This is a genomic window from Pseudomonas sp. PS02303 (assembly GCF_029959925.1).
In the GTDB taxonomy this organism is placed as follows: Bacteria; Pseudomonadota; Gammaproteobacteria; order Pseudomonadales; family Pseudomonadaceae; genus Aquipseudomonas; species Aquipseudomonas mandelii.
On sequence record NZ_JASCOM010000115.1, the window covers coordinates 1 to 19128 of the forward strand.

General features: G+C 59.3%; 18 protein-coding genes. 4 read left to right on the top strand and 14 right to left on the bottom strand.

The window, feature by feature from the left end; all coding sequences use genetic code 11:
- Positions 1-171: 171 nt before the first annotated feature.
- The 3 genes from QMX98_RS21595 to QMX98_RS21605 all read right to left on the bottom strand — a co-directional run bounded on the left by QMX98_RS21595 (position 172) and on the right by QMX98_RS21605 (position 3863).
- Positions 172-1278, bottom strand: coding sequence for an NADH:flavin oxidoreductase/NADH oxidase (locus tag QMX98_RS21595; RefSeq protein WP_010462966.1), 1107 nt, complete (start codon positions 1276-1278; stop codon positions 172-174).
- 266 nt (positions 1279-1544) lie between these two features.
- Positions 1545-3254, bottom strand: coding sequence for a single-stranded-DNA-specific exonuclease RecJ (gene recJ, locus QMX98_RS21600; RefSeq protein WP_077748292.1), 1710 nt, complete (start codon positions 3252-3254; stop codon positions 1545-1547).
- 66 nt (positions 3255-3320) lie between these two features.
- On the bottom strand, positions 3321-3863 hold the full coding sequence (locus tag QMX98_RS21605) for a YaeQ family protein (protein WP_010462971.1): 543 nt from the start codon (positions 3861-3863) through the stop codon (positions 3321-3323).
- A gap of 147 nt (positions 3864-4010) precedes the next feature.
- Between QMX98_RS21605 and QMX98_RS21610 the strand changes: the two genes are divergently transcribed.
- The gene (locus tag QMX98_RS21610) at positions 4011-5210 is read left to right on the top strand and encodes a CaiB/BaiF CoA-transferase family protein (protein ID WP_083374945.1); all 1200 of its coding nucleotides are present in this window, start codon (positions 4011-4013) and stop codon (positions 5208-5210) included.
- Complete coding sequence (locus tag QMX98_RS21615) at positions 5158-6117, top strand: TIGR02285 family protein (RefSeq protein ID WP_049870738.1); 960 nt, start codon at positions 5158-5160, stop codon at positions 6115-6117. Before QMX98_RS21610 ends, QMX98_RS21615 begins: the two co-directional genes overlap by 53 nt.
- Positions 6118-6286: 169 nt before the next feature.
- On the opposite strand, the gene QMX98_RS21620 is transcribed toward QMX98_RS21615, so the two are convergent.
- The 11 genes from QMX98_RS21620 to ffh form a co-directional block, all read right to left on the bottom strand.
- Positions 6287-6574: a DUF3509 domain-containing protein gene (locus QMX98_RS21620; protein WP_010462977.1), complete on the bottom strand. Its 288-nt coding sequence runs from the start codon at positions 6572-6574 to the stop codon at positions 6287-6289.
- Between the two features lie 162 nt (positions 6575-6736).
- On the bottom strand, positions 6737-8092 hold the full coding sequence (locus QMX98_RS21625; RefSeq protein WP_172792310.1) for a transporter substrate-binding domain-containing protein: 1356 nt from the start codon (positions 8090-8092) through the stop codon (positions 6737-6739).
- 121 nt (positions 8093-8213) lie between these two features.
- Entirely contained in the window at positions 8214-9623 is a 1410-nt protein-coding gene (gene thrC / locus QMX98_RS21630; protein WP_010462981.1) for a threonine synthase, read from the bottom strand.
- A 109-nt stretch (positions 9624-9732) separates the two neighbouring features.
- Positions 9733-11037 (bottom strand): homoserine dehydrogenase, encoded by a 1305-nt coding sequence (locus tag QMX98_RS21635; protein WP_010462982.1) that lies wholly within the window; start codon positions 11035-11037, stop codon positions 9733-9735.
- Positions 11038-11170: 133 nt separating this feature from the next.
- On the bottom strand, positions 11171-11902 hold the full coding sequence (gene dsbC, locus QMX98_RS21640) for a bifunctional protein-disulfide isomerase/oxidoreductase DsbC (protein ID WP_010462985.1): 732 nt from the start codon (positions 11900-11902) through the stop codon (positions 11171-11173).
- A gap of 314 nt (positions 11903-12216) precedes the next feature.
- Positions 12217-13113 carry a site-specific tyrosine recombinase XerD gene (xerD, locus tag QMX98_RS21645; RefSeq protein ID WP_010462986.1) on the bottom strand — a complete coding sequence of 299 codons (897 nt, stop codon included), beginning with the start codon at positions 13111-13113 and terminating at the stop codon, positions 12217-12219.
- Positions 13114-13212: 99 nt separating this feature from the next.
- Positions 13213-13563, bottom strand: coding sequence for a 50S ribosomal protein L19 (gene rplS, locus QMX98_RS21650; protein WP_003175895.1), 351 nt, complete (start codon positions 13561-13563; stop codon positions 13213-13215).
- A 45-nt stretch (positions 13564-13608) separates the two neighbouring features.
- Complete coding sequence (gene trmD / locus QMX98_RS21655) at positions 13609-14382, bottom strand: tRNA (guanosine(37)-N1)-methyltransferase TrmD (protein WP_282411356.1); 774 nt, start codon at positions 14380-14382, stop codon at positions 13609-13611.
- Positions 14364-14900 (bottom strand): ribosome maturation factor RimM, encoded by a 537-nt coding sequence (gene rimM / locus QMX98_RS21660; protein WP_010463008.1) that lies wholly within the window; start codon positions 14898-14900, stop codon positions 14364-14366. Before rimM ends, trmD begins: the two co-directional genes overlap by 19 nt.
- A 5-nt stretch (positions 14901-14905) precedes the next feature.
- Positions 14906-15157: a 30S ribosomal protein S16 gene (gene rpsP, locus QMX98_RS21665; RefSeq protein ID WP_010463010.1), complete on the bottom strand. Its 252-nt coding sequence runs from the start codon at positions 15155-15157 to the stop codon at positions 14906-14908.
- A 249-nt stretch (positions 15158-15406) separates the two neighbouring features.
- Positions 15407-16783: a signal recognition particle protein gene (ffh, locus tag QMX98_RS21670; RefSeq protein WP_077748289.1), complete on the bottom strand. Its 1377-nt coding sequence runs from the start codon at positions 16781-16783 to the stop codon at positions 15407-15409.
- Positions 16784-16993: 210 nt separating this feature from the next.
- On the opposite strand from ffh, the gene ccsA reads away from it, so the two are divergent.
- Both ccsA and QMX98_RS21680 read left to right on the top strand, forming a co-directional pair.
- On the top strand, positions 16994-17806 hold the full coding sequence (ccsA, locus tag QMX98_RS21675; RefSeq protein ID WP_042932342.1) for a cytochrome c biogenesis protein CcsA: 813 nt from the start codon (positions 16994-16996) through the stop codon (positions 17804-17806).
- A gap of 12 nt (positions 17807-17818) precedes the next feature.
- Positions 17819-19051: a transporter associated domain-containing protein gene (locus QMX98_RS21680; RefSeq protein WP_169856300.1), complete on the top strand. Its 1233-nt coding sequence runs from the start codon at positions 17819-17821 to the stop codon at positions 19049-19051.
- Positions 19052-19128 lie beyond the last annotated feature (77 nt).

Consider the following 19128-nt stretch of genomic DNA (forward strand, 5'->3'; position numbering starts at 1 on the left):
GGCTCGCTCCCACAGTTGATCTGCGGCGTATACAGAATTGTGCTCCATGGAGCTCCAGTGTGGGAGCGAGCCTGCTCGCGAAGGGGCCGGTCCAGACTTACAAAAATCCCGGCACAGAAACACAAAAGCCCCGATCACATCGATCGGGGCTTTTTGCTTTTACAGCCGAATTCAGTCGCGCAAATCCGACTCATGAATCGGCTGATCCCGATGCGTCGCCCGCTGATACTGCGCCGGCCAGATCGCCTTGCGACCGCCCAGATCATCATCGGCATGCAGCGGCCAATACGGATCGCGCAACAGTTCCCGCGCAAGGAAGATGATGTCCGCCTGGCAGGTGCGCAAGATGTGTTCGGCCTGGGCCGGTTCGGTAATCATTCCGACCGTGCCGGTGGCGATGCCTGACTCCTTGCGCACCCGTTCGGCAAAGCGGGTCTGGTAACCCGGCCCTGTAGGAATTTCGGCGTTGGCCGCCGTCCCCCCCGACGAGACGTCAATCAGGTCCACACCCAGATCTTTCAGGCGCCGCGCCAACTCCACTGTTTCATCAGGGTTCCAGCCGTCTTCCACCCAATCGGTGGCCGACACTCGCACAAACACCGGCAACTCCTCAGGCCAGACCGCACGTACCGCTTCGGTGACTTGCAGCACCAGCCGAATCCGGTTCTCGAACGAGCCACCATATTGATCGCGTCGCTGATTGCTCAGGGGCGAAAGAAACTGATGCAACAGGTAACCGTGAGCGGCATGGACTTCGACCACTTTGAAACCGGCAGTCAGCGCTCGCTTGGCTGAGGCGACGAAGGCCTGAATGACCTCAGCAATCTCGCTTTCATCAAGCTGCTTCGGATGTGTGTGCTGCGGGTCGAAAGCAATCGGCGACGGCCCTACCGGCACCCAGCCGCCGTCTTCGGGTTTGACACTGCCATGCTTGCCAATCCACGGCCGATGGGTGCTGGCCTTGCGCCCGGCGTGCGCCAGTTGAATACCGGCCACCGCGCCCTGAGCGGCGATGAAGCGCGTGATGCGTTGCAGGGGTTCGATTTGTTCGTCATTCCACAAGCCGAGGTCCTCGGCGGTGATGCGCCCGTCGGCCGTGACCGCCGTGGCTTCAGTAAAAATCAGACCGGCCCCGCCGACGGCGCGGCTGCCGAGGTGGACCAGGTGCCAGTCATTGGCCAGCCCATCGACGCTGGAGTACTGGCACATCGGTGATACGGCAATGCGGTTGAGCAGGGTCAATTGACGAAGGGTATAGGGTTCAAGCAGCAGACTCATGGGGCACCTCTCGAATCAGTGGGCAGGCTCCAGGGTTCTGTTTGAAAAGTCGACGAGTGACAGGAAAAGGCGCAGCACCCGCCCCCGCGGGCAAAAATTGGACAAGACGTCACAAGGATAATCAAGCAGTGCTTAGAGCCTAGTCGACATCGGGGGATGAGGGAGGGTTCCGAGGGATTCGGTGTCAGAAAGATCGCTGTCGCGAACAGGCTCGCTCCCACAGGTTTTGTGCAAATCCTGTAGGAGTGAGCCTGCTCGCGAAGGGCTCAACGCGGTTCGATGTGGGCAATCATCAGCTGCACCGTCTCGTTCCCGCGAAACTCGTTGAGGTCGAGTTTGTAGGCCAATTCCACCCACTTGATGGTCGGATTCGGCCAAATGTCGCGGTCGATGCCGAAGGCAATGCCATCGAGCTTCACCGAGCCACATTCGCTTCTGAGCACCACTTTGAGGTGTCGCTCGCCGACGACGCGCTGCTCAACCAACTGAAACACGCCATGAAACAAAGGTTCAGGAAAGTGCTGCCCCCAAGGTCCGGCATGGCGTAGCGCACGGGCCAGTTCGAGATGGAATTCTTCGACCGCCAAAACCCCGTCCGACAGCAGACGCCCGGTCAGGTCTTCTTCGCGCAATTGCCGGCGCACTTCAGCGTCAAAGGCCTCGGCGAACAACGGAAAATTTGCTTCCGGCAAGGTCAGACCGGCCGCCATGGCGTGGCCGCCGTACTTGCTGATCAGGTTCGGATGCTGCGCGGCCACCACACTCAAGGCGTCACGAATATGAAAGCCCTGAACCGAACGCCCCGACCCTTTGAGCAAACCATCGCCAGCATCGGCAAAGGCAATGGTCGGACGGAAATAGCGCTCTTTCATACGCGAAGCGAGGATGCCGATGACGCCCTGGTGCCACTCGGGATCAAACAGGCACAGGCCGAACGGCATCGATTCGACCGGCAAATCCTTGAGCTGAGCCAGCGCTTCACGCTGCATGCCCTGCTCAATGGATTTGCGGTCCTGGTTCATGCCGTCAAGCTGCACGGCCATTTCCCGCGCCAACCCGGCGTCGTCGGTGATCAGGCATTCGATGCCCAGGCTCATGTCATCCAGGCGTCCCGCCGCATTCAGGCGCGGGCCGACAATGAAGCCCAGGTCGGTCGAGGTGATGCGTGCCGGTTCGCGCTTGGCGACTTCGAGAATCGCCTTGATGCCCGGACGGGCGCGGCCGGCGCGAATCCGCTCCAGGCCCTGGTGCACCAGAATCCGATTGTTGGCATCCAGCGGCACCACGTCGGCGACGCTGCCCAGCGCCACCAGGTCCAGCAGCTCGCCAATGTTCGGCTGCGGCGTGCTCGCGTACCAGCCGAGGCTACGCAAGCGTGCGCGCAGGGCCATCAATACATAGAAAATCACCCCGACGCCGGCCAGTGCCTTGCTCGGAAATTCGCAACCCGGCTGGTTCGGATTGACGATGGCATCGGCCAACGGCAGTTCGTCGCCGGGCAAGTGGTGGTCCGTGACCAGCACGCTCAGGCCTGCCTTTTTCGCTGCCGCCACGCCTTCGACGCTGGAGATGCCGTTGTCCACCGTAATCAGCAACTGCGGCGTGCGCGTCAGCGCCACCTCAACGATTTCCGGGGTCAGGCCATAGCCATACTCGAAGCGGTTCGGCACCAGATAATCGACATGTGCCGCGCCCAGCAGCCGCAAACCCAACACGCCCACGGTACTGGCGGTCGCGCCATCGGCGTCGAAGTCGCCGACAATCAGAATCCGCTGGCGCTGTTCCAACGCCGTGACCAGCAAATCCACCGCCGCATCCATGCCCTTGAGCTGCTGGAACGGAATCAACCGCGCCAGGCTCTTGTCCAGTTCCGCCTCGGATTGCACGCCCCGCGCCGCGTAAAGGCGCGTCAGCAGCGGCGGCAGATCGCCGAGGAATGGCAGGGTGTCGGGCAACAGGCGAGGTTCGATGCGCATGGGGTGACAGGTGCTTCTCTTGAATACGTAGGATAAAACCGGATCAAACGGACAAACGGCGAAAAATCAGCCGCGCTCGCCGCTCAGCCACTGCAACTGGACTTCATGCTGACCCCGGTCGTCGGTGACGAAAATCGTCCCTTCGCTGATCATCACGTCCCACTTGATAACGCGGGGCATGTCTTTGGCCAGGGTTTCCAGGATGTCCTGAGGCACGGCTGCGATGTGCACGTTTTTCAGGTTCTTGATCGCGGGGATCACTTTGGTTTCCCAGACGCGCAGACTGCCGTAAGCCAACAGGCTGGTGCGCTCGGTACGGCGCGAGCACCAGGTCAGGCGATCGGCGTCCGGCTGGCCGACTTCGATCCAGTGCAGGACACGGTCGTCCAGGCTCTTTTCCCACAGGGCCGGTTCATCCACGTCTGACAGACCGCGACCGAACGACAGTTGCTCGTTGTACCAGAAGGCGTAGGCCAGCAGCCGCACGGTCATGCGCTCTTCGGTTTCCGAAGGGTGACGGGCGATGGTCTGCTTCACGCTCTCGTAGACGCTGCGGTCGAGGTCGGTGAGGTTCAGTTCAAACTTGTAGGTCGTGGACGGCTGGGCCATGAACGGGCTTCTTGATACGAGGAAAGGCGGCAAGTCTAACCGATGCAGTAGGCAATCAACGAATAGAAGGCGATCAACCTTGGTCCTCTGACGTTGGGCTATGTTAAAAGGCTATATCCGCTCAGCCTTTGTCCTACAGGATCCAGCATGCCGCTCACCGCCAAACCGCTCTCAGGTCTGAAAGTCATCGAATTGGGCACCTTGATCGCCGGCCCGTTTGCCTCGCGTATTTGCGGTGAATTCGGCGCCGAAGTAATCAAGATCGAATCCCCCGACGGCGGCGATCCGCTACGCAAATGGCGAAAACTCTACGAAGGCACCTCGCTGTGGTGGTTCGTCCAGGCCCGCAACAAAAAGTCCCTGACCCTGAACCTGAAACACCCTGACGGCCTGGCAATCCTGAAAAAGCTGCTGGCCGAAGCGGACATCCTGATCGAGAATTTTCGCCCTGGCGTGTTGGAAAAACTCGGCCTGGGCTGGGACGTCTTGCACGCCCTCAACCCGAAACTGGTGATGGTACGGCTGTCGGGCTTCGGCCAGACCGGGCCGATGAAGGATCAACCCGGTTTTGGCGCCGTTGGTGAATCCATGGGCGGCCTGCGCTACATCACCGGTTTCGAAGACCGGCCACCGGTGCGCACCGGGATTTCCATCGGTGACTCGATTGCCGCGCTATGGGGTGTGATTGGCGCACTGATGGCGTTGCGTCACCGCGAGGTCAACGGTGGCCAGGGCCAGGTGGTGGACGTGGCGCTGTATGAAGCAATCTTCGCCATGATGGAAAGCATGGTGCCGGAGTTCGATGTGTTCGGTTTCATTCGCGAGCGCACCGGCAACATCATGCCAGGCATCACACCCTCCTCGATCCACACCAGCGCCGACGGCAAGCATGTGCAGATAGGCGCCAATGGCGATGCAATCTTCAAACGCTTCATGCTGGTCATCGGTCGCGAAGACCTGGCCAACGACCCGGTGCTGGCCAGCAACGATGGCCGCGACAGCCGCCGTGACGAGATTTACGGGGTGATCGATCGCTGGGTCAATTCGCAGTCGCTGGACACCGTGCTCACGCAGCTGAATCAGGCCGATGTACCTGTCAGTCGGATCTTCAGCGCCGAAGACATGTTCAGTGACCCGCAGTATCTGGCCCGGGAAATGTTCCTGCAGGCCAAGCTGCCGGACGGCAAAGACTTCAAGATGCCGGGGATTGTGCCGAAACTCTCTGAGACACCCGGCGATTGCGCATGGGTCGGGCCGCAGTTAGGCGAGCACAACGCGCAGGTACTCAACGATCTTGGTTACGACCCGCAACAGATTGCCAAGCTGCGCGAAGACGGGGCCATCTAAGCTGAAACGCCTGCTTTCAACAGCCACTCACAACACCCGCAACTGGCGTACAGCGGCGGTATTGGGGCTATTGGCCGCGCTGGCGACACCCGTTTGGGCACAACCCAAAGCGACGCTGATCTGGTTACTCCGCGACTTGCCACCCACGATGATCTTTGAAGGTCCGAAAAAAGGTCAGGGGATTGTCGATCAGATCCTGCCGCTGTTGATAGCCGGGATGCCGCAATACGAGCACACCCTGATGCGAGTCAACCGGGCCCGCGCCATGCAAATGCTCCGCGAAGAATCGTTTACCTGCGATCCGTCACTGGTCTGGACCAAAGAGCGCGAACAATGGATTGCGTTCTCCATTCCGGCCTTCCGCGCGGTGAGCAATGGACTTGTCGTCCGCCGGGAAGACCGCGCGCAGCTGGATCCTTTTCTGATCGACGGCGAAGTCGATCTTGCGGCTTTGCTGGCCAGTGGCCAAAAGAAAATCGGGGTCGTCGCCGAGCGCAGTTACGGCCAAGTCCTCGACACGCTGCTGAAACTGGCGCCACCGGACGCACTGGCTCCCCATTACGGCAACGATGCCCTTGCCAGTCTATTGCAGATGCAGCGACTGGGCCGTTTGCAAATGGTTCTGGGGTACTGGCCGGAAATTCGCTATCAGGCTAATCGAGAGCACATCGCCGACGATCAGCTGGAATTTTACCCGGTGAAGGGCACGGGCAAATACCTGTCGGGGCACATTGGCTGCTCCGGAACAGTCCAGGGCCGCAAGGCCATCCAAGAGATCAATGAACTGTTACGCACCCTGCCCCATGAGCGACTGGACCAGCTGTACGCTGAGTGGCTGGACCCAGAAAGACGCAACGACTACCTGAAAGAAGCCAAAGCCTTTTTCGAGAATCAGGCTGGGCAATGACAAATCGCAGGCAAAAGAAACCCCGAGAAGTGGGGAGACGACTCGGGGTTAAACGTGGCCTACATAAAGACCAGTGGCAGCAAGCTACAAGCACCGGAGCACAATGCTTGATCCTGCTGTTACATGGTCTGACGACCTGAGCGCAGGAAGGTTCCCACAAAAGAACAATTCAATTTCGACTGGCCAGGACCTTATCCTGAGCCGCATTGCGCAGCGCCGCGATGACGCAGGGTTCCAGCCGTCCTTCGGCAATCAGCACGTCTCGGTGCAAGCCGTCGACGACATCCGTCAGCAGACGGTAATCGGTTAACTGGGCTTGATTGAACGCCCGTTCGACCACGATCGCGCCGGTCGCATTCTTCAGTGTCACCAGGCATTCGCCATGGGCGCCCGACGGGGTCAGCTTGACCTGATACGGGCTCAGAGCCTCACCGAGCAATAGACTGATACTTTCCATCTCGATCACCACTCAATAGTCCGAAAACAAAGTGCCTGGGGTGTGTTCACAGTAAATGACCACCGACCCGAGAAGAAAGTTCTGGATTCCAGGTGCAGACGCGTCGGCGTCCCTGGTCGATAGAGCATGCACGGAAAAGATGACAGGGAAAAAACAGCCTGTTCACAGGTGCCTTGTCCGGTGACCGATATCAGTCCATCCCCCCAGCAACCCTCGCAATTGGCCGTCGACGCTGTAGAACGGCACCGTCCATTGGTAGATGTCCCTGACCCCGTTGTTGAACAGCAATTGACGTTCACTGAAGCGTGGCTTTCGAGTCTCCATCTGCGCCATGAATTCGGCATGCAGCAGCGCTGCGGTTTCCGCCGGCAGGACATCGAGCTCAACCAGCCGTCGCCCTTGAACCTGGTCAAAACGGGTGCAGAGGCTCTCCTCATAACTTTTGTTGCACATGATCAAACGCCCTTGCAGATCACGAACAAACATCGGATCGGGCATGGCGTCGATCAACGCATGCTGGAACGCAAGCTGATCGCCCAGCCCCTTCTCAGCGTCTGCGCGCTGCTTGATCAGTGCCGCGAGCCTGCGATTCCAGAGCAAGGAAAGCAGACCGAACAGGCTGACGATAAACATGCCCCAGCAAAACCAGTGAGTCAGCTGCCGCCAGCGAGAAGGCGACTCGACGGGCGCGATACCGCTGAGCCATTTCAGGCGAATGGCCCGCAAGTCGGCCGCAGGAAAGGCCTCAAGCGCCTTGTTGAGAATGCTCAGCAGCGGCGACTGGCCTTTGCGTACCGCGAGGTGATCAGCCTCCCACTTGCCCTCCACGGCGCGACCGACCTTGAGTTGCCCCAACGGATAGAGCTGCGCCCCGATTTCATTTTCGATGGTGGCAAAGGCTTCACCACTTTCAACCAGCGCCCTGGCCTCGGCGTAAGTCTTGACCGTGCGCAACTCTATCGCCGGGTAGTCGCGGCGAATCGTGCCTTCGAGTGCGTGCCGGGCCGGCAACACCAGCACTCTTTTAGCCAACTGCGCCAGGGAGTGCACGACCGGTGCGTCTGCCCGTCCGACAAACACCCATCCAGCGCCACCGAACGCATGACTGAAATCCAGGAACACCTTACGCTCGTCATTCATCGCCAGCGTTGTGCTCATGTCCGCCTCGGCACTTTCCAGACGCCCGAGCAGTTGGTCGGTGGAAAACGACTCCTCGTGAACAAACTGCAAACCCGTCATGGCACTGATGCGATTGAGCAGATCGTTGTTCAGACCGCTCCACTGACCGTGTTCATCCTTGAACAGATAAAGCGGGTATTGCACCGACGAGACGATGACTTGCGGATGCTCGGCAACCCACCTCAGTTCCTGAGCATCCAGTTCGATGATTGCGCCGACGCCCGCCCCCCTGGACTCGGGCGTCGCCAATTGCGCGGCCGTCCCTGCTTGATCCAAGCCCAGGACGCCGATCAAAAACATCCAGCACACGGCTGGTTTGAACCCTCTGAAAAACCGCATTACCACTTCCTTCGCAATCAACTCGCCCATCCTTTCTGGGGCGAAAACACGACAAGTGTGGCATGCAGAAATGAGAAAGCCCGTCAGGAGACGGGCTTCAAAATGTGACAGCTTTGAGTGGTTACAGCGGCTTGCCGCGGTTGCCATGCTGACTGACAAAGGCCTGCACGGCTTTCAAATCATTCGGCAACACGGTGCAACGCTCATTTCGCTCGAACAAATCAGAAAGATGTGCAGGTAGTTCAAGCGCTTTTCCTACGCCGGCTTTCTCCACTGCATCCGGGAATTTGACCGGATGGGCCGTGCCGAGGATCACCATTGGAATATCCAGGCTACGACGGCATTCGCGCGCGGCCTTCACGCCGATGGCGGTGTGCGGATCCAGCAGTTCGCCGGTTTGCTCGTAGACTTCGGCAATGGTTTCGCAGGTTTGCGCGTCATCCACGGCCAGGGAATCGAACAATTTGCGGGCTTCGGTCCAGCGTTCCTGTTCGACGCTGAAACCGCCGCCCTGCTTGAAGCTGTCCATCAAACCGGCAATCGCTGCGCCGTTGCGACCGTGCAGGTCGAACAGCAGACGCTCGAAGTTCGACGACACCATGATGTCCATCGACGGCGACAACGTGGCGTGCAGGGTTTCCTTGACGTACTGGTTGCCGCTCATGAAGCGGTGCAGGATGTCATTGCGGTTGGTGGCGACGATCAACTGGTTGATCGGCAGGCCCATGTTGCGTGCCAGGTAACCGGCGAAGATGTCGCCGAAGTTGCCGGTCGGCACCGAGAACGATACCGAGCGCGCCGGGCCGCCCAACTGCAGGGCTGCGTGGAAGTAGTAAACGATCTGGGCCATGATCCGCGCCCAGTTGATCGAGTTCACCGCCACCAGACGCGTGCCCTTGAGGAAGCTCTGGTCAGCGAAGCTGGCCTTGACCATTTCCTGGCAGTCATCGAAGTTGCCTTCGATGGCGATGTTATGGATGTTCTCGCCGAAGATGGTGGTCATCTGGCGACGCTGCACTTCGGACACGCGGTTATGCGGGTGCAGGATGAAGATGTCGACGTTTTCGCAGTGCTTGCAGCCTTCGATGGCGGCCGAACCGGTGTCACCGGAGGTCGCGCCGACGATGACCACGCGCTCGCCGCGTTTTTCCAGCACGTAGTCGAGCAGACGACCGAGCAGTTGCAGGGCGAAGTCTTTGAACGCCAGGGTCGGGCCGTGGAACAGCTCGAGCACCCATTCGTTGCCATTCAGCTGACGCAACGGTGCCACGGCGCTGTGCGAGAACACACCGTAGGTTTCTTCAAGAATCTTTTTGAAATCGGCATCAGGGATGCTGCCGGTAACGAACGGGCGCATCACCCGGAAGGCCAGCTCGTGATACGGCAAGCCAGCCCAGGAAGCGATTTCTTCCTGGGTGAAACGTGGCAGGTTTTCCGGGACGTACAGACCACCGTCGGTGGCAAGACCGGCCAGCAGGACATCTTCGAAATTCAGGGCCGGTGCCTGGCCGCGGGTACTGATATAACGCATAGGGGCAAACCTTTGGTTTGAGCTTCAAGTCTCAAGCTACAAGCGGCAAGTAAAAGCCAGAGTGCCTTTGACTTGTCGCTTGAAGCTCGCAGCTTGCCGCTGCTTTTGTTTAGTTCAGGTGCTCGACGCGGATCCGGACGACCGGACCGACCACGCCTGCCAGGGCTTCCAGCGCGGCGATCGCGTCGTTCATGTGCTGTTCCAGCACACGATGAGTCAGCAGGATCATCGGCACCAGACCGTCATGTTCTTCGACTTCTTTCTGCATGATCGATTCGATGTTGATGCCACGCTCCGACAGGATGCTCGCGACCTGGGCCAGTACGCCCGGATGGTCTTTCGCCTGAATGCGCAGGTAGTAAGCACTTTCGCACGCTTCGATCGGCAGGATCGGGTGCGCCGACAACGAATCCGGCTGGAAGGCCAGGTGCGGCACACGGTTTTCCGGGTCGGAGGTCATGGCGCGAACCACGTCCACCAGGTCGGCGATCACCGACGAAGCCGTCGGCTCCATGCCGGCGCCCGCGCCGTAGAACAGGGTCGAACCGGCCGCATCACCGTTGACCATCACCGCGTTCATCACGCCGTTGACGTTGGCGATCAAACGATCGGCCGGAATCAGCGTCGGGTGCACGCGCAACTCGATACCGGACGCGGTGCTGCGAGCGACGCCGAGGTGCTTGATGCGATAACCCAGCGCTTCGGCGTAGTTCACGTCAGCGGTGGTCAGCTTGGTGATGCCTTCGGTGTAAGCCTTGTCGAACTGCAGCGGGATGCCGAAGGCGATGGAGGCCAGGATCGTCAGCTTGTGGGCCGCGTCGATGCCTTCAACGTCGAAGGTCGGATCGGCTTCGGCGTAACCCAGGGCTTGCGCCTCGGCGAGTACGTCTTCGAAGGTGCGACCCTTCTCGCGCATTTCGGTGAGGATGAAGTTGCCGGTGCCGTTGATGATCCCGGCGACCCAGTTGATGCGGTTGGCGGACAGGCCTTCACGGATCGCCTTGATCACCGGAATGCCACCGGCCACAGCCGCTTCGAACGCCACGATCACGCCTTTCTCACGTGCCTTGGCGAAAATCTCATTACCGTGAACGGCGATCAGTGCCTTGTTCGCGGTGACCACATGCTTGCCATTCTCGATGGCCTTGAGTACCAGCTCGCGGGCAACGGTGTAGCCGCCCATCAGCTCTATAACGATGTCGATCTCAGGGTTCGTGGCCACTTCGAAGACATCGTTGGTAATCGCAATACCGGTCGTTTGGAACTGAGGCTTTGGCGTGCGCATGGCAATTTGTGCCACTTCGATTCCACGCCCGGCACGACGAGCAATTTCCTCGGCGTTGCGCTGAAGTACGTTGAAGGTACCGCCACCGACGGTCCCTAACCCACAGATGCCTACTTTGACCGGTTTCACTGTGAACTCCCCATAAAACGGCCGACTCAAGGCCGGCCGTGAAAACAGCCGCATACTCGCGGCTCTCTATTAATGGCCCGGCAAATGGTACCGCCGGACCATGATCGTCAAAGGCTGGCCGTGACGATGCGAATTATTTCGCGCCCAGCGCCAGTTTGGCGACTTGTGGCGCAGGCTGGTAGCCCGGAATGACCTGACCGTCAGCCAAAACGATGGCCGGTGTGCCGTTCACGCCGATCGACTGACCGAGAGCGAACTGCTTGGAAACCGGGTTATCACACTTGGCGGCCTTGATTTCCTTGCCGTCGACCATTTTGTCCATGGCAGCTTTCTTGTCTTTCGAGCACCAGACCGCTTGCAACTGTTCGTCACCCGGCGAGCCCAGGCCCTGGCGCGGGAACGCGACGTAACGCACTTCGATGCCGCGCTTGTTCAGCTCAGGCACTTCGGCGTGCAGTTTGTGGCAGTACGGGCAGGTGGTGTCGGTGAACACGGTGATGTGCGATTTGGTTTCGCCGATCGCCGGGTAGACCACGGTTTCTGCAACCGGGATGGCGTTGACCAGTTTGGACACGCCCAGGCGTTCGGTCTTCTCGGTCAGGTTGACCGGCTTGCCGTCCTTGAGCTGGAACAGGTAGCCCTGCACCACGTATTGGCCGTCGGCGCTGGCGTAGAGCACGCGGCTGCCTTGCAGTTTGACTTCATACAGGCCCGGCAACGGACTGGCGGAGATGCTTTCTACCGGTACTTCCAGCTGGAGATTTTCCAGGCTTTTACGAATGGCTTTGTCGGCCGCGTCATCGGCGACGGCAAAGGTACTGACCAACGCAATGGCTGCGGCGGCGAAAATCTGGGTCAGACGCATGAGAACTCCTGAAGGCGGACAAATGGGACGATCAGAACGCCCGTGCCGAAACACCGGGTCATAACCGCCCATCGTGCAAACCGGCAAAGCCTACCACATAAGGCTCCTGTGGCCGAATGCGCCTGACGCAACACACATAATGGTGCGTATCCGATAACACGTGTTGTGGCGAGGGAGCTTGCTCCCGCTCGACTGCGCAGCAGTCATAAAACAGGCACCTCTATTTTCCTGATTAGCCGTGGTCCATAGTTTTGGGATCGCTTCGCGCCCCAGCGGGAGCAAGCGCCCTCGCCACCGGTGATTTGTTCCATCCGTCAGCCGCGCGGGTGGTGTTTGGCGTGCAAGTCCTGCAAGCGTGCGCGGGCGACGTGGGTGTAGATCTGGGTGGTCGACAGGTCGCTGTGGCCGAGCAGCATTTGCACCACCCGAAGGTCCGCGCCGTGGTTGAGCAGGTGCGTGGCGAACGCATGGCGCAAGGTATGCGGCGACAGCGACTTGCCGATCCCGGCGACCTTGGCCTGGTGCTTGATGCGATGCCAGAAGGTCTGGCGGGTCATCTGCTCACCGCGCTGGCTGGGGAACATGACATCGCTGGGACGCCCGCCGAGCAGTTCCTGGCGGCCATCGCGCATGTATCGCTCGACCCAGACAATCGCCTCCTCGCCCATCGGAACCAGGCGCTCCTTGCTGCCTTTGCCCATGACCCGCAGCACGCCTTGACGCAGATTGACCTGCTCCAGCGTCAGGCTGATCAACTCCGTCACCCGCAAGCCGCACGCATAAAGCACTTCGAGCATGGCGCGGTCCCGCTGACCGATAGCTTCGCTCAAGTCCGGCGCCTTCAGCAGCGCTTCCACGTCTGCTTCCGACAGAGACTTAGGCAAAGGCCTACCGAGTTGGGGCATATCGACGCGCAAGGTCGGATCGACCGCGATCAGCTTTTCCCTGAGTAGATAACGATAAAACCCACGCACTCCGGAGAGGAATCGCGCCGTCGAACGGGGTTTGTAGTTTTGTTCCAGACGCCAGGCCAGGTGATCGAGGATCAACTCGCGGCCGGCGTTGATCAGCTCCAGACCCTTTTCCTGCAACCAGCCATTGAACAAGGCCAGGTCGCTGCGATAGGCATCGCGAGTGTTATCGGAAAGACCTTTTTCCAGCCACAGCGCGTCGAGAAATTGGTCTATCAATGGATGATCGATGGCGGGCATATAAGCTCAGGCAAGACCGACAGTACGGTCACGAAAGATAAATCGCAGGCAACAAAAAAGCAGCCCGTAGGCTGCTTTTTTCTGCATCGGAAGCTGGACTTAAGCCAGTTTTTCCTTGATGCGAGCTGCTTTACCGGACAGGTCACGCAGGTAGTACAGCTTGGCTTTACGTACGTCACCGCGACGTTTAACGGCCATGCTGTCGATTTGCGGGCTGTAGGTCTGGAAAGTACGCTCTACGCCAACACCGTTGGAGATTTTACGAACGGTGAAAGCACTGTTTACGCCGCGGTTACGCTTGGCGATAACAACACCTTCGAACGCTTGCAGACGCGAACGGTCGCCTTCCTTCACTTTCACCTGAACGACAATGGTGTCGCCCGGGGCAAAGGTAGGGATCTCTTTGGTCATCTGCTCTGCTTCGAGTGCAAGGATGATTTTGTTAGTCATGCTGTGCTCCTAAGGTAGATCGTCGGATCTACCATCGATACGTTGTTAACTATCGTCCCGCTCGCGGATGTATTCCTCGAGCAGCTTCTTCTCTTCTCCAGAAAGCGAGCGGCTTTCCAGAAGATCGGCGCGTCGTTCAAAGGTCCTACCAAGGGACTGCTGTAAACGCCAACGCCGGATATGCGCGTGATTGCCACTTAGCAACACGTCGGGAACACGCTGATCCGCATACACCTCCGGTCGGGTGTAGTGCGGGCAATCCAGCAAACCATCCGTAAAGGAATCTTCCTCGGCGGAGTCCGCATGCCTTAAAGCTCCAGGCAGCAGTCGTGTAACCGCATCGATCAGGACCATCGCCGGCAGCTCGCCGCCAGACAGTACATAGTCGCCAATCGACCACTCTTCATCGACATGAGCTTCAATAAAACGCTCGTCAATGCCTTCATAGCGGCCGGCAATCAGGATCAATGCATCCAGATTCGCCAACTCGCGTACCGCCGACTGAGTCAGTTGACGGCCTTGGGGGGACAGGTAAATCACCTTCGCCGCCTCCCCGGCTGCTGCCTTGGCCTGAACCAGAGCATCTTCCAGGGGCTTGATCTTCATCACCATGCCCGGACCACCGCCAAATGGGCGATCGTCCACAGTGTGATGCCGATCCGTCGTGTAGTCTCGCGGATTCCAACAGGTGAGCTGCAACAGCCCCTGTTTCACCGCACGACTGGTGATGCCGTACTCGCTGATGGCGGAGAACATCTCGGGAAACAAACTGATCACTTCTACGCGCAAGTTAGCCACGCTTAGAAGTCCGCATCCCATTCCACCTTCATCTCGCCTGCGGCAAGGTCGACGGCCAACACGCATTGCTCCGTATAGGGCAACAGGCGTTCGCGATCATCCAGGCTGCCAGCGCAAGGCTTGACCACCATTACATCATTGGCGCCGGTTTCCAGAAGATGATCGATTTTCCCGAGCAATTGCCCGAGTTGATCAATAACCTTCAGACCTTCCAGCTGGTACCAGTAGTACTCGCCGTCGGTCAATTCAGGGAACAGGTTGCGCGGCACGCAGATCTCATAACCGGCCAGAAGACGAGCTTCTTCACGATCATCAAGACCCTTGAGCTTTGCGACCAGGAACTTGTCGTTCCCACGTCCGCTGACCAGCTCGACCTGTTTCACATTGCCTTCGCGCTTGAGCGTCCAGGTTTTGTACTGCAACAGGTTTTCAGTCGGATCAGTAAAGGAATAAACCTTCACTTCGCCGCGAACGCCATGAACAGAATAAATCTTGCCGATAACGATCAAATCATCAGCAATGGCAGGCGTCGCGTTCATATTGCTCAGGCCGCAGCCTTAGATGCATCCTTCAACAACTGAGCAACACGCTCAGAAGGTTGTGCACCAACGCTCAGCCAGTAGGCTACGCGCTCTTGGTTCACGGACAGACGGACTTCTTGACCACGAGCAACAGGGTTGAAGAAACCAACCTGTTCCTTGTGCGAACCGTCGCGCGGGTTGCGGCTGTCGGTTACGGTCAAGTGGTAAAACGGGCGCTTTTTGGAGCCGCCAAGGGCAAGACGGATTGTTAGCATGTGAACATCGTTCCTGTAGTCGGTGCTGCAAATCTAAAGGCACAGCGGGCATAGGTGCCCGAAAGGCCGCATATTCTAAGGAATATCCGGACTTTTGCAAATGTCTTTTTCCGGCGGCCTTCCGGTCGCCATCAAGATTTGCTATAGAGCCGTCGTTGAAAACGGCCAGTCAGCTCCCGCCAAGTGCGGGTTTGCTGGAGATCCCACTTCCGTGTGGGCTGCGCAAGAGCAAGCCCTTGCGCGAATTCTTTACATTTTCGGCATGCCGCCGCCGGGCAACATACCGCCCATACCGCGCATCATTTTGGCCATTCCGCCTTTGGCGGAGAATTTCTTCATCATCTTCTGCATCTGCTTGTGCTGCTTGATCAAGCGACCGATGTCCTGCACCTGGGTGCCGGAACCCATGGCGATCCGGCGTTTGCGCGAACCACTGATCAGCTCAGGGTCGCGGCGCTCGGCCGGGGTCATGGAATTGATGATGGCTTCCATCTGCTTGAATTGTTTCTCTGCCGCGCCCTGGGCATTGCCCATCTGCGCCAGATTGACGCCGCCGATGTTCGGCAGTTTGTCCATGAGGCCACCGAGGCCGCCCATGTTCTTCATCTGTTGCAGCTGATCGCGGAAGTCTTCGAGGTCGAAGCCCTTGCCCTTCTTCAGCTTCTTGGCCAGTTTGTCGGCCTTGTCCTTGTCGAGGGTCGCTTCCGCCTGCTCGATCAGACTGAGCACATCGCCCATGCCGAGGATGCGCGAAGCAATACGCTCAGGGTGGAACGGTTCGAGCGCATCGCTCTTCTCGCCCATACCGATGAACTTGATCGGCCTGCCGGTGATGGCGCGAACCGACAGTGCGGCACCGCCACGGGCGTCGCCGTCGACCTTGGTCAGGATCACACCGGTCAGCGGCAAGGCGTCGCCGAAGGCCTTGGCCGTGTTGGCGGCGTCCTGGCCGGTCATGGCGTCGACCACGAACAGGGTTTCGACCGGGTTGATCGCGGCGTGCAAGGCCTTGATCTCGCCCATCATCTCTTCGTCGATGTGCAGACGACCGGCGGTATCAACGATGACCACATCAATAAACTTGAGCTTTGCTTCTTTTATAGCCGCTTGCGCGATGTCGACCGGCTTCTGGCTCAGGTCGGACGGGAAGAAGGTGACGCCGACTTCACCGGCGAGCATTTCCAGCTGCTTGATCGCCGCCGGACGGTAAACGTCCGCGGACACGACCATGACCGACTTCTTCTTGCGCTCCTTAAGGAAACGCGCGAGTTTGCCGGCGGTGGTGGTTTTACCCGCCCCCTGCAAACCGGCCATCAGGACCACGGCCGGTGGAACGGCGCTCAGGTTCAAGTCTTCGTTGGCGGCGCCCATCAGGCTTTCGAGTTCGGCCTGGACGATCTTCACGAAGGCCTGGCCCGGCGTCAGGCTGCGAGACACCTCGGTGCCGACGGCGCGCTCCTTGACCGAATTGACGAAGTCTTTCACCACCGGCAAGGCGACGTCGGCTTCGAGCAACGCCATGCGCACTTCGCGCAGGGTGTCTTTGATGTTGTCCTCGGTCAGCTTGGCCTTGCCGGTGACATGGCGCAGCGTCTGCGAGAGACGGTCGGTTAAGTTTTCAAACATTGCGCGATCCTTTCAGGCCCTGTGTAGACCGGGATAATGGCGGCCCAGACCGGAATAAACATGTGCTCGGCGAGCCTGCGGCGTGGGCAGGTCGCGGATTATAGCGAAGACTGCGTCTGGCGGACACCTCGTCGTCAGGTTGCATGGTCTTTCGTGCTGCGGGGGTTCTATGCCAAACTCAGCGCCTTTCGGGCTTGCCTAACAGGATTTATGCTCCCCTTGTCACCCAGTATGCTGACTACCCTCGCCGCCGCCTGCTTATACGCCGCTGCGACTATCTATCAAGGCACTCGCCTGGCCACTGGTGCCAAGGCGAACAAACGCCTGCTGGTCACGCTTGGCGTGCTTGCCGTGCTGGCTCACAGTGCCAGCCTGTTCGCCCACCTGCTGACCCCGATCGGCCTGGGCCTGGACTTTTTCAGCGCCGCCAGCCTGATTGCGGCGGCGGTCATCGCCCTGACCCTGCTGGCCTGTTCGCGGATCCCGGTGGAAAACCTGCTTATATTGTTGTTCCCGCTTGGTGCCGCCACGGTGCTGCTGGCGCAGTTCGCCCCTGCCGGCACGGTGCAGGTCATCGACGAAGAGCCGGGCATTCTCGCGCACATCCTGCTGTCGATCCTCGCTTACGGCATGTTCACCATCGCGATGTTTCAAGCCTTGCTGCTGCTGGTGCAAGACCATCAGCTCAAGCACAAACACCCGTCGGGCCTGATCAAGAACTTTCCGCCGCTGCAAACCATGGAAAGCCTGCTGTTCGGCTTCCTCTGGGCCGGCTGGACCCTGCTGTCGTTATCGCTGCTCTCTGGCTGGCTGTTTGTCGACAACCTGTTTGCCCAGCATCTGGTGCACAAAACCTTGCTGGCTTGCCTGGCCTGGATCGTCTTCAGCGTGCTGCTATGGGGCCGTAACCGCCTCGGCTGGCGCGGACACAAGGCCATTCGCTGGACCCTCGCCGGTTTCTGCCTGCTGATGCTGGCGTACTTCGGCAGTAAGCTGGTCCGTGAATACATCCTGCACATCTGACGGGCGGCATTAATGGACGACTTGCCCATAGGGCCGATGCTCGCGGTATTGGCCCTGCTGATTTTATGGTCGGGGCTGTTTACCGCCATCGAATCCGCACAACAGCATTTGCTGGCCCAGCGCACCGCCTCGCGTTCCAGCGACAAACCGGTCGCGAAGCTCAGCTTCCCGCTCAACAGCCTGATCTTCTGCAATACCCTGTGCCGCGCACTGGCAGTGGTCATCAGCACCTTGCTGGCGATCTTCATCTGGGCGGAAAACGGCCCGTGGATTGCCTGCCTGGGCGCCGGGATCGCACTGGTGGTGTTCGCCGACTACCTGCCGCGCGCCCTCGCCGTGCGCTATCCCGACGCCGTCCTGGCTCTGGGCAACACGCTGCTCGGTGCGCCGCTGAAAATCATCTACCCGGCCGCCTGGCTGCTCAATGGCTTCACCCGGCTGCTGATGCGACCGTTTGCCCGCAAGGTCAAGGTGGTGCAACAGAGCGAAGACGAGAGCCCCAGCGAGCGCAAGGACGATCACGAAGCGGTCTGCCGCCCTCACCCGCTGACGGGCATCCACGCGCTCGACAACATCACGGTCAACGACATTCTGGTGCCGCGAAGTGACGTCGACGGGATCAATCTCGACGACTCCCTCGCAGAGATCGTCGAGCAACTGCGCAACAACAAGCGCACCCGCCTGCCGGTGTTTCACAGCGACATCAATCAGGTCGAAGCCGTGCTCAATACCCGGCAGATCCGCCACTTGCTACCCGATGCGAGCCTGACCCTGGAAGCGTTGCTGGCCGCCAGCCACGAACCGTACTTCGTGCCGGAAAGCACGCCGTTGCAACTGCAACTCTTGAATTTCCACAAACAGCAGCGGCGCCTGGGCATGGTGGTCGACGAGTACGGCGAAGTGCTTGGCATCGTGACCCTGGAAGACATTCTCGAAGAAATCGTCGGCGAATTCGAAAGTCAGCACAGCCTGGACAACCCGCACATCCACCCGCAGGCCGATGGCCGACTGATGATCGAAGGTGCGGCGTCGATTCGCGAATTGAACAAGAGCCTGGGCTGGCACCTGCCCAGCGACGGCCCGAAAACCCTGAACGGCTTGGTGACCGAGGCACTGGAGACCATTCCGGACAGTGCGGTATGCCTGAAGATCGGGCGTTATCGGCTGGAAATTCTGGAGACGGAAGACAATCGGGTTACTCAGGTTTTGATCTGGCATACCAGTTCCGTTCCGACAGTGATTTGATGTCGGACACATAACACCGTGGCGAGGGGGCTTGTCGGAACGCCCCCTCGCCACAAAGACCTCGCCAATCCCAAGCC

Bases quoted from the DNA above. Each gene is read 5' to 3' on its own strand.
- QMX98_RS21595 (WP_010462966.1), bottom strand. From the start codon at position 1,278: ATGAGTCTGCTGCTTGAACCCTATACCCTTCGTCAATTGACCCTGCTC.
- recJ (WP_077748292.1), bottom strand. From the start codon at position 3,254: ATGCGCATCGAACCTCGCCTGTTGCCCGACACCCTGCCATTCCTCGGC.
- QMX98_RS21605 (WP_010462971.1), bottom strand. From the start codon at position 3,863: ATGGCCCAGCCGTCCACGACCTACAAGTTTGAACTGAACCTCACCGAC.
- QMX98_RS21610 (WP_083374945.1), top strand. From the start codon at position 4,011: ATGCCGCTCACCGCCAAACCGCTCTCAGGTCTGAAAGTCATCGAATTG.
- QMX98_RS21620 (WP_010462977.1), bottom strand. From the start codon at position 6,574: ATGGAAAGTATCAGTCTATTGCTCGGTGAGGCTCTGAGCCCGTATCAG.
- QMX98_RS21625 (WP_172792310.1), bottom strand. From the start codon at position 8,092: ATGCGGTTTTTCAGAGGGTTCAAACCAGCCGTGTGCTGGATGTTTTTG.
- thrC (WP_010462981.1), bottom strand. From the start codon at position 9,623: ATGCGTTATATCAGTACCCGCGGCCAGGCACCGGCCCTGAATTTCGAA.
- dsbC (WP_010462985.1), bottom strand. From the start codon at position 11,902: ATGCGTCTGACCCAGATTTTCGCCGCCGCAGCCATTGCGTTGGTCAGT.
- xerD (WP_010462986.1), bottom strand. From the start codon at position 13,113: ATGCCCGCCATCGATCATCCATTGATAGACCAATTTCTCGACGCGCTG.
- rplS (WP_003175895.1), bottom strand. From the start codon at position 13,563: ATGACTAACAAAATCATCCTTGCACTCGAAGCAGAGCAGATGACCAAA.
- trmD (WP_282411356.1), bottom strand. From the start codon at position 14,382: ATGGGATGCGGACTTCTAAGCGTGGCTAACTTGCGCGTAGAAGTGATC.
- rimM (WP_010463008.1), bottom strand. From the start codon at position 14,900: ATGAACGCGACGCCTGCCATTGCTGATGATTTGATCGTTATCGGCAAG.
- rpsP (WP_010463010.1), bottom strand. From the start codon at position 15,157: ATGCTAACAATCCGTCTTGCCCTTGGCGGCTCCAAAAAGCGCCCGTTT.
- ffh (WP_077748289.1), bottom strand. From the start codon at position 16,783: ATGTTTGAAAACTTAACCGACCGTCTCTCGCAGACGCTGCGCCATGTC.
- ccsA (WP_042932342.1), top strand. From the start codon at position 16,994: ATGCTCCCCTTGTCACCCAGTATGCTGACTACCCTCGCCGCCGCCTGC.
- QMX98_RS21680 (WP_169856300.1), top strand. From the start codon at position 17,819: ATGGACGACTTGCCCATAGGGCCGATGCTCGCGGTATTGGCCCTGCTG.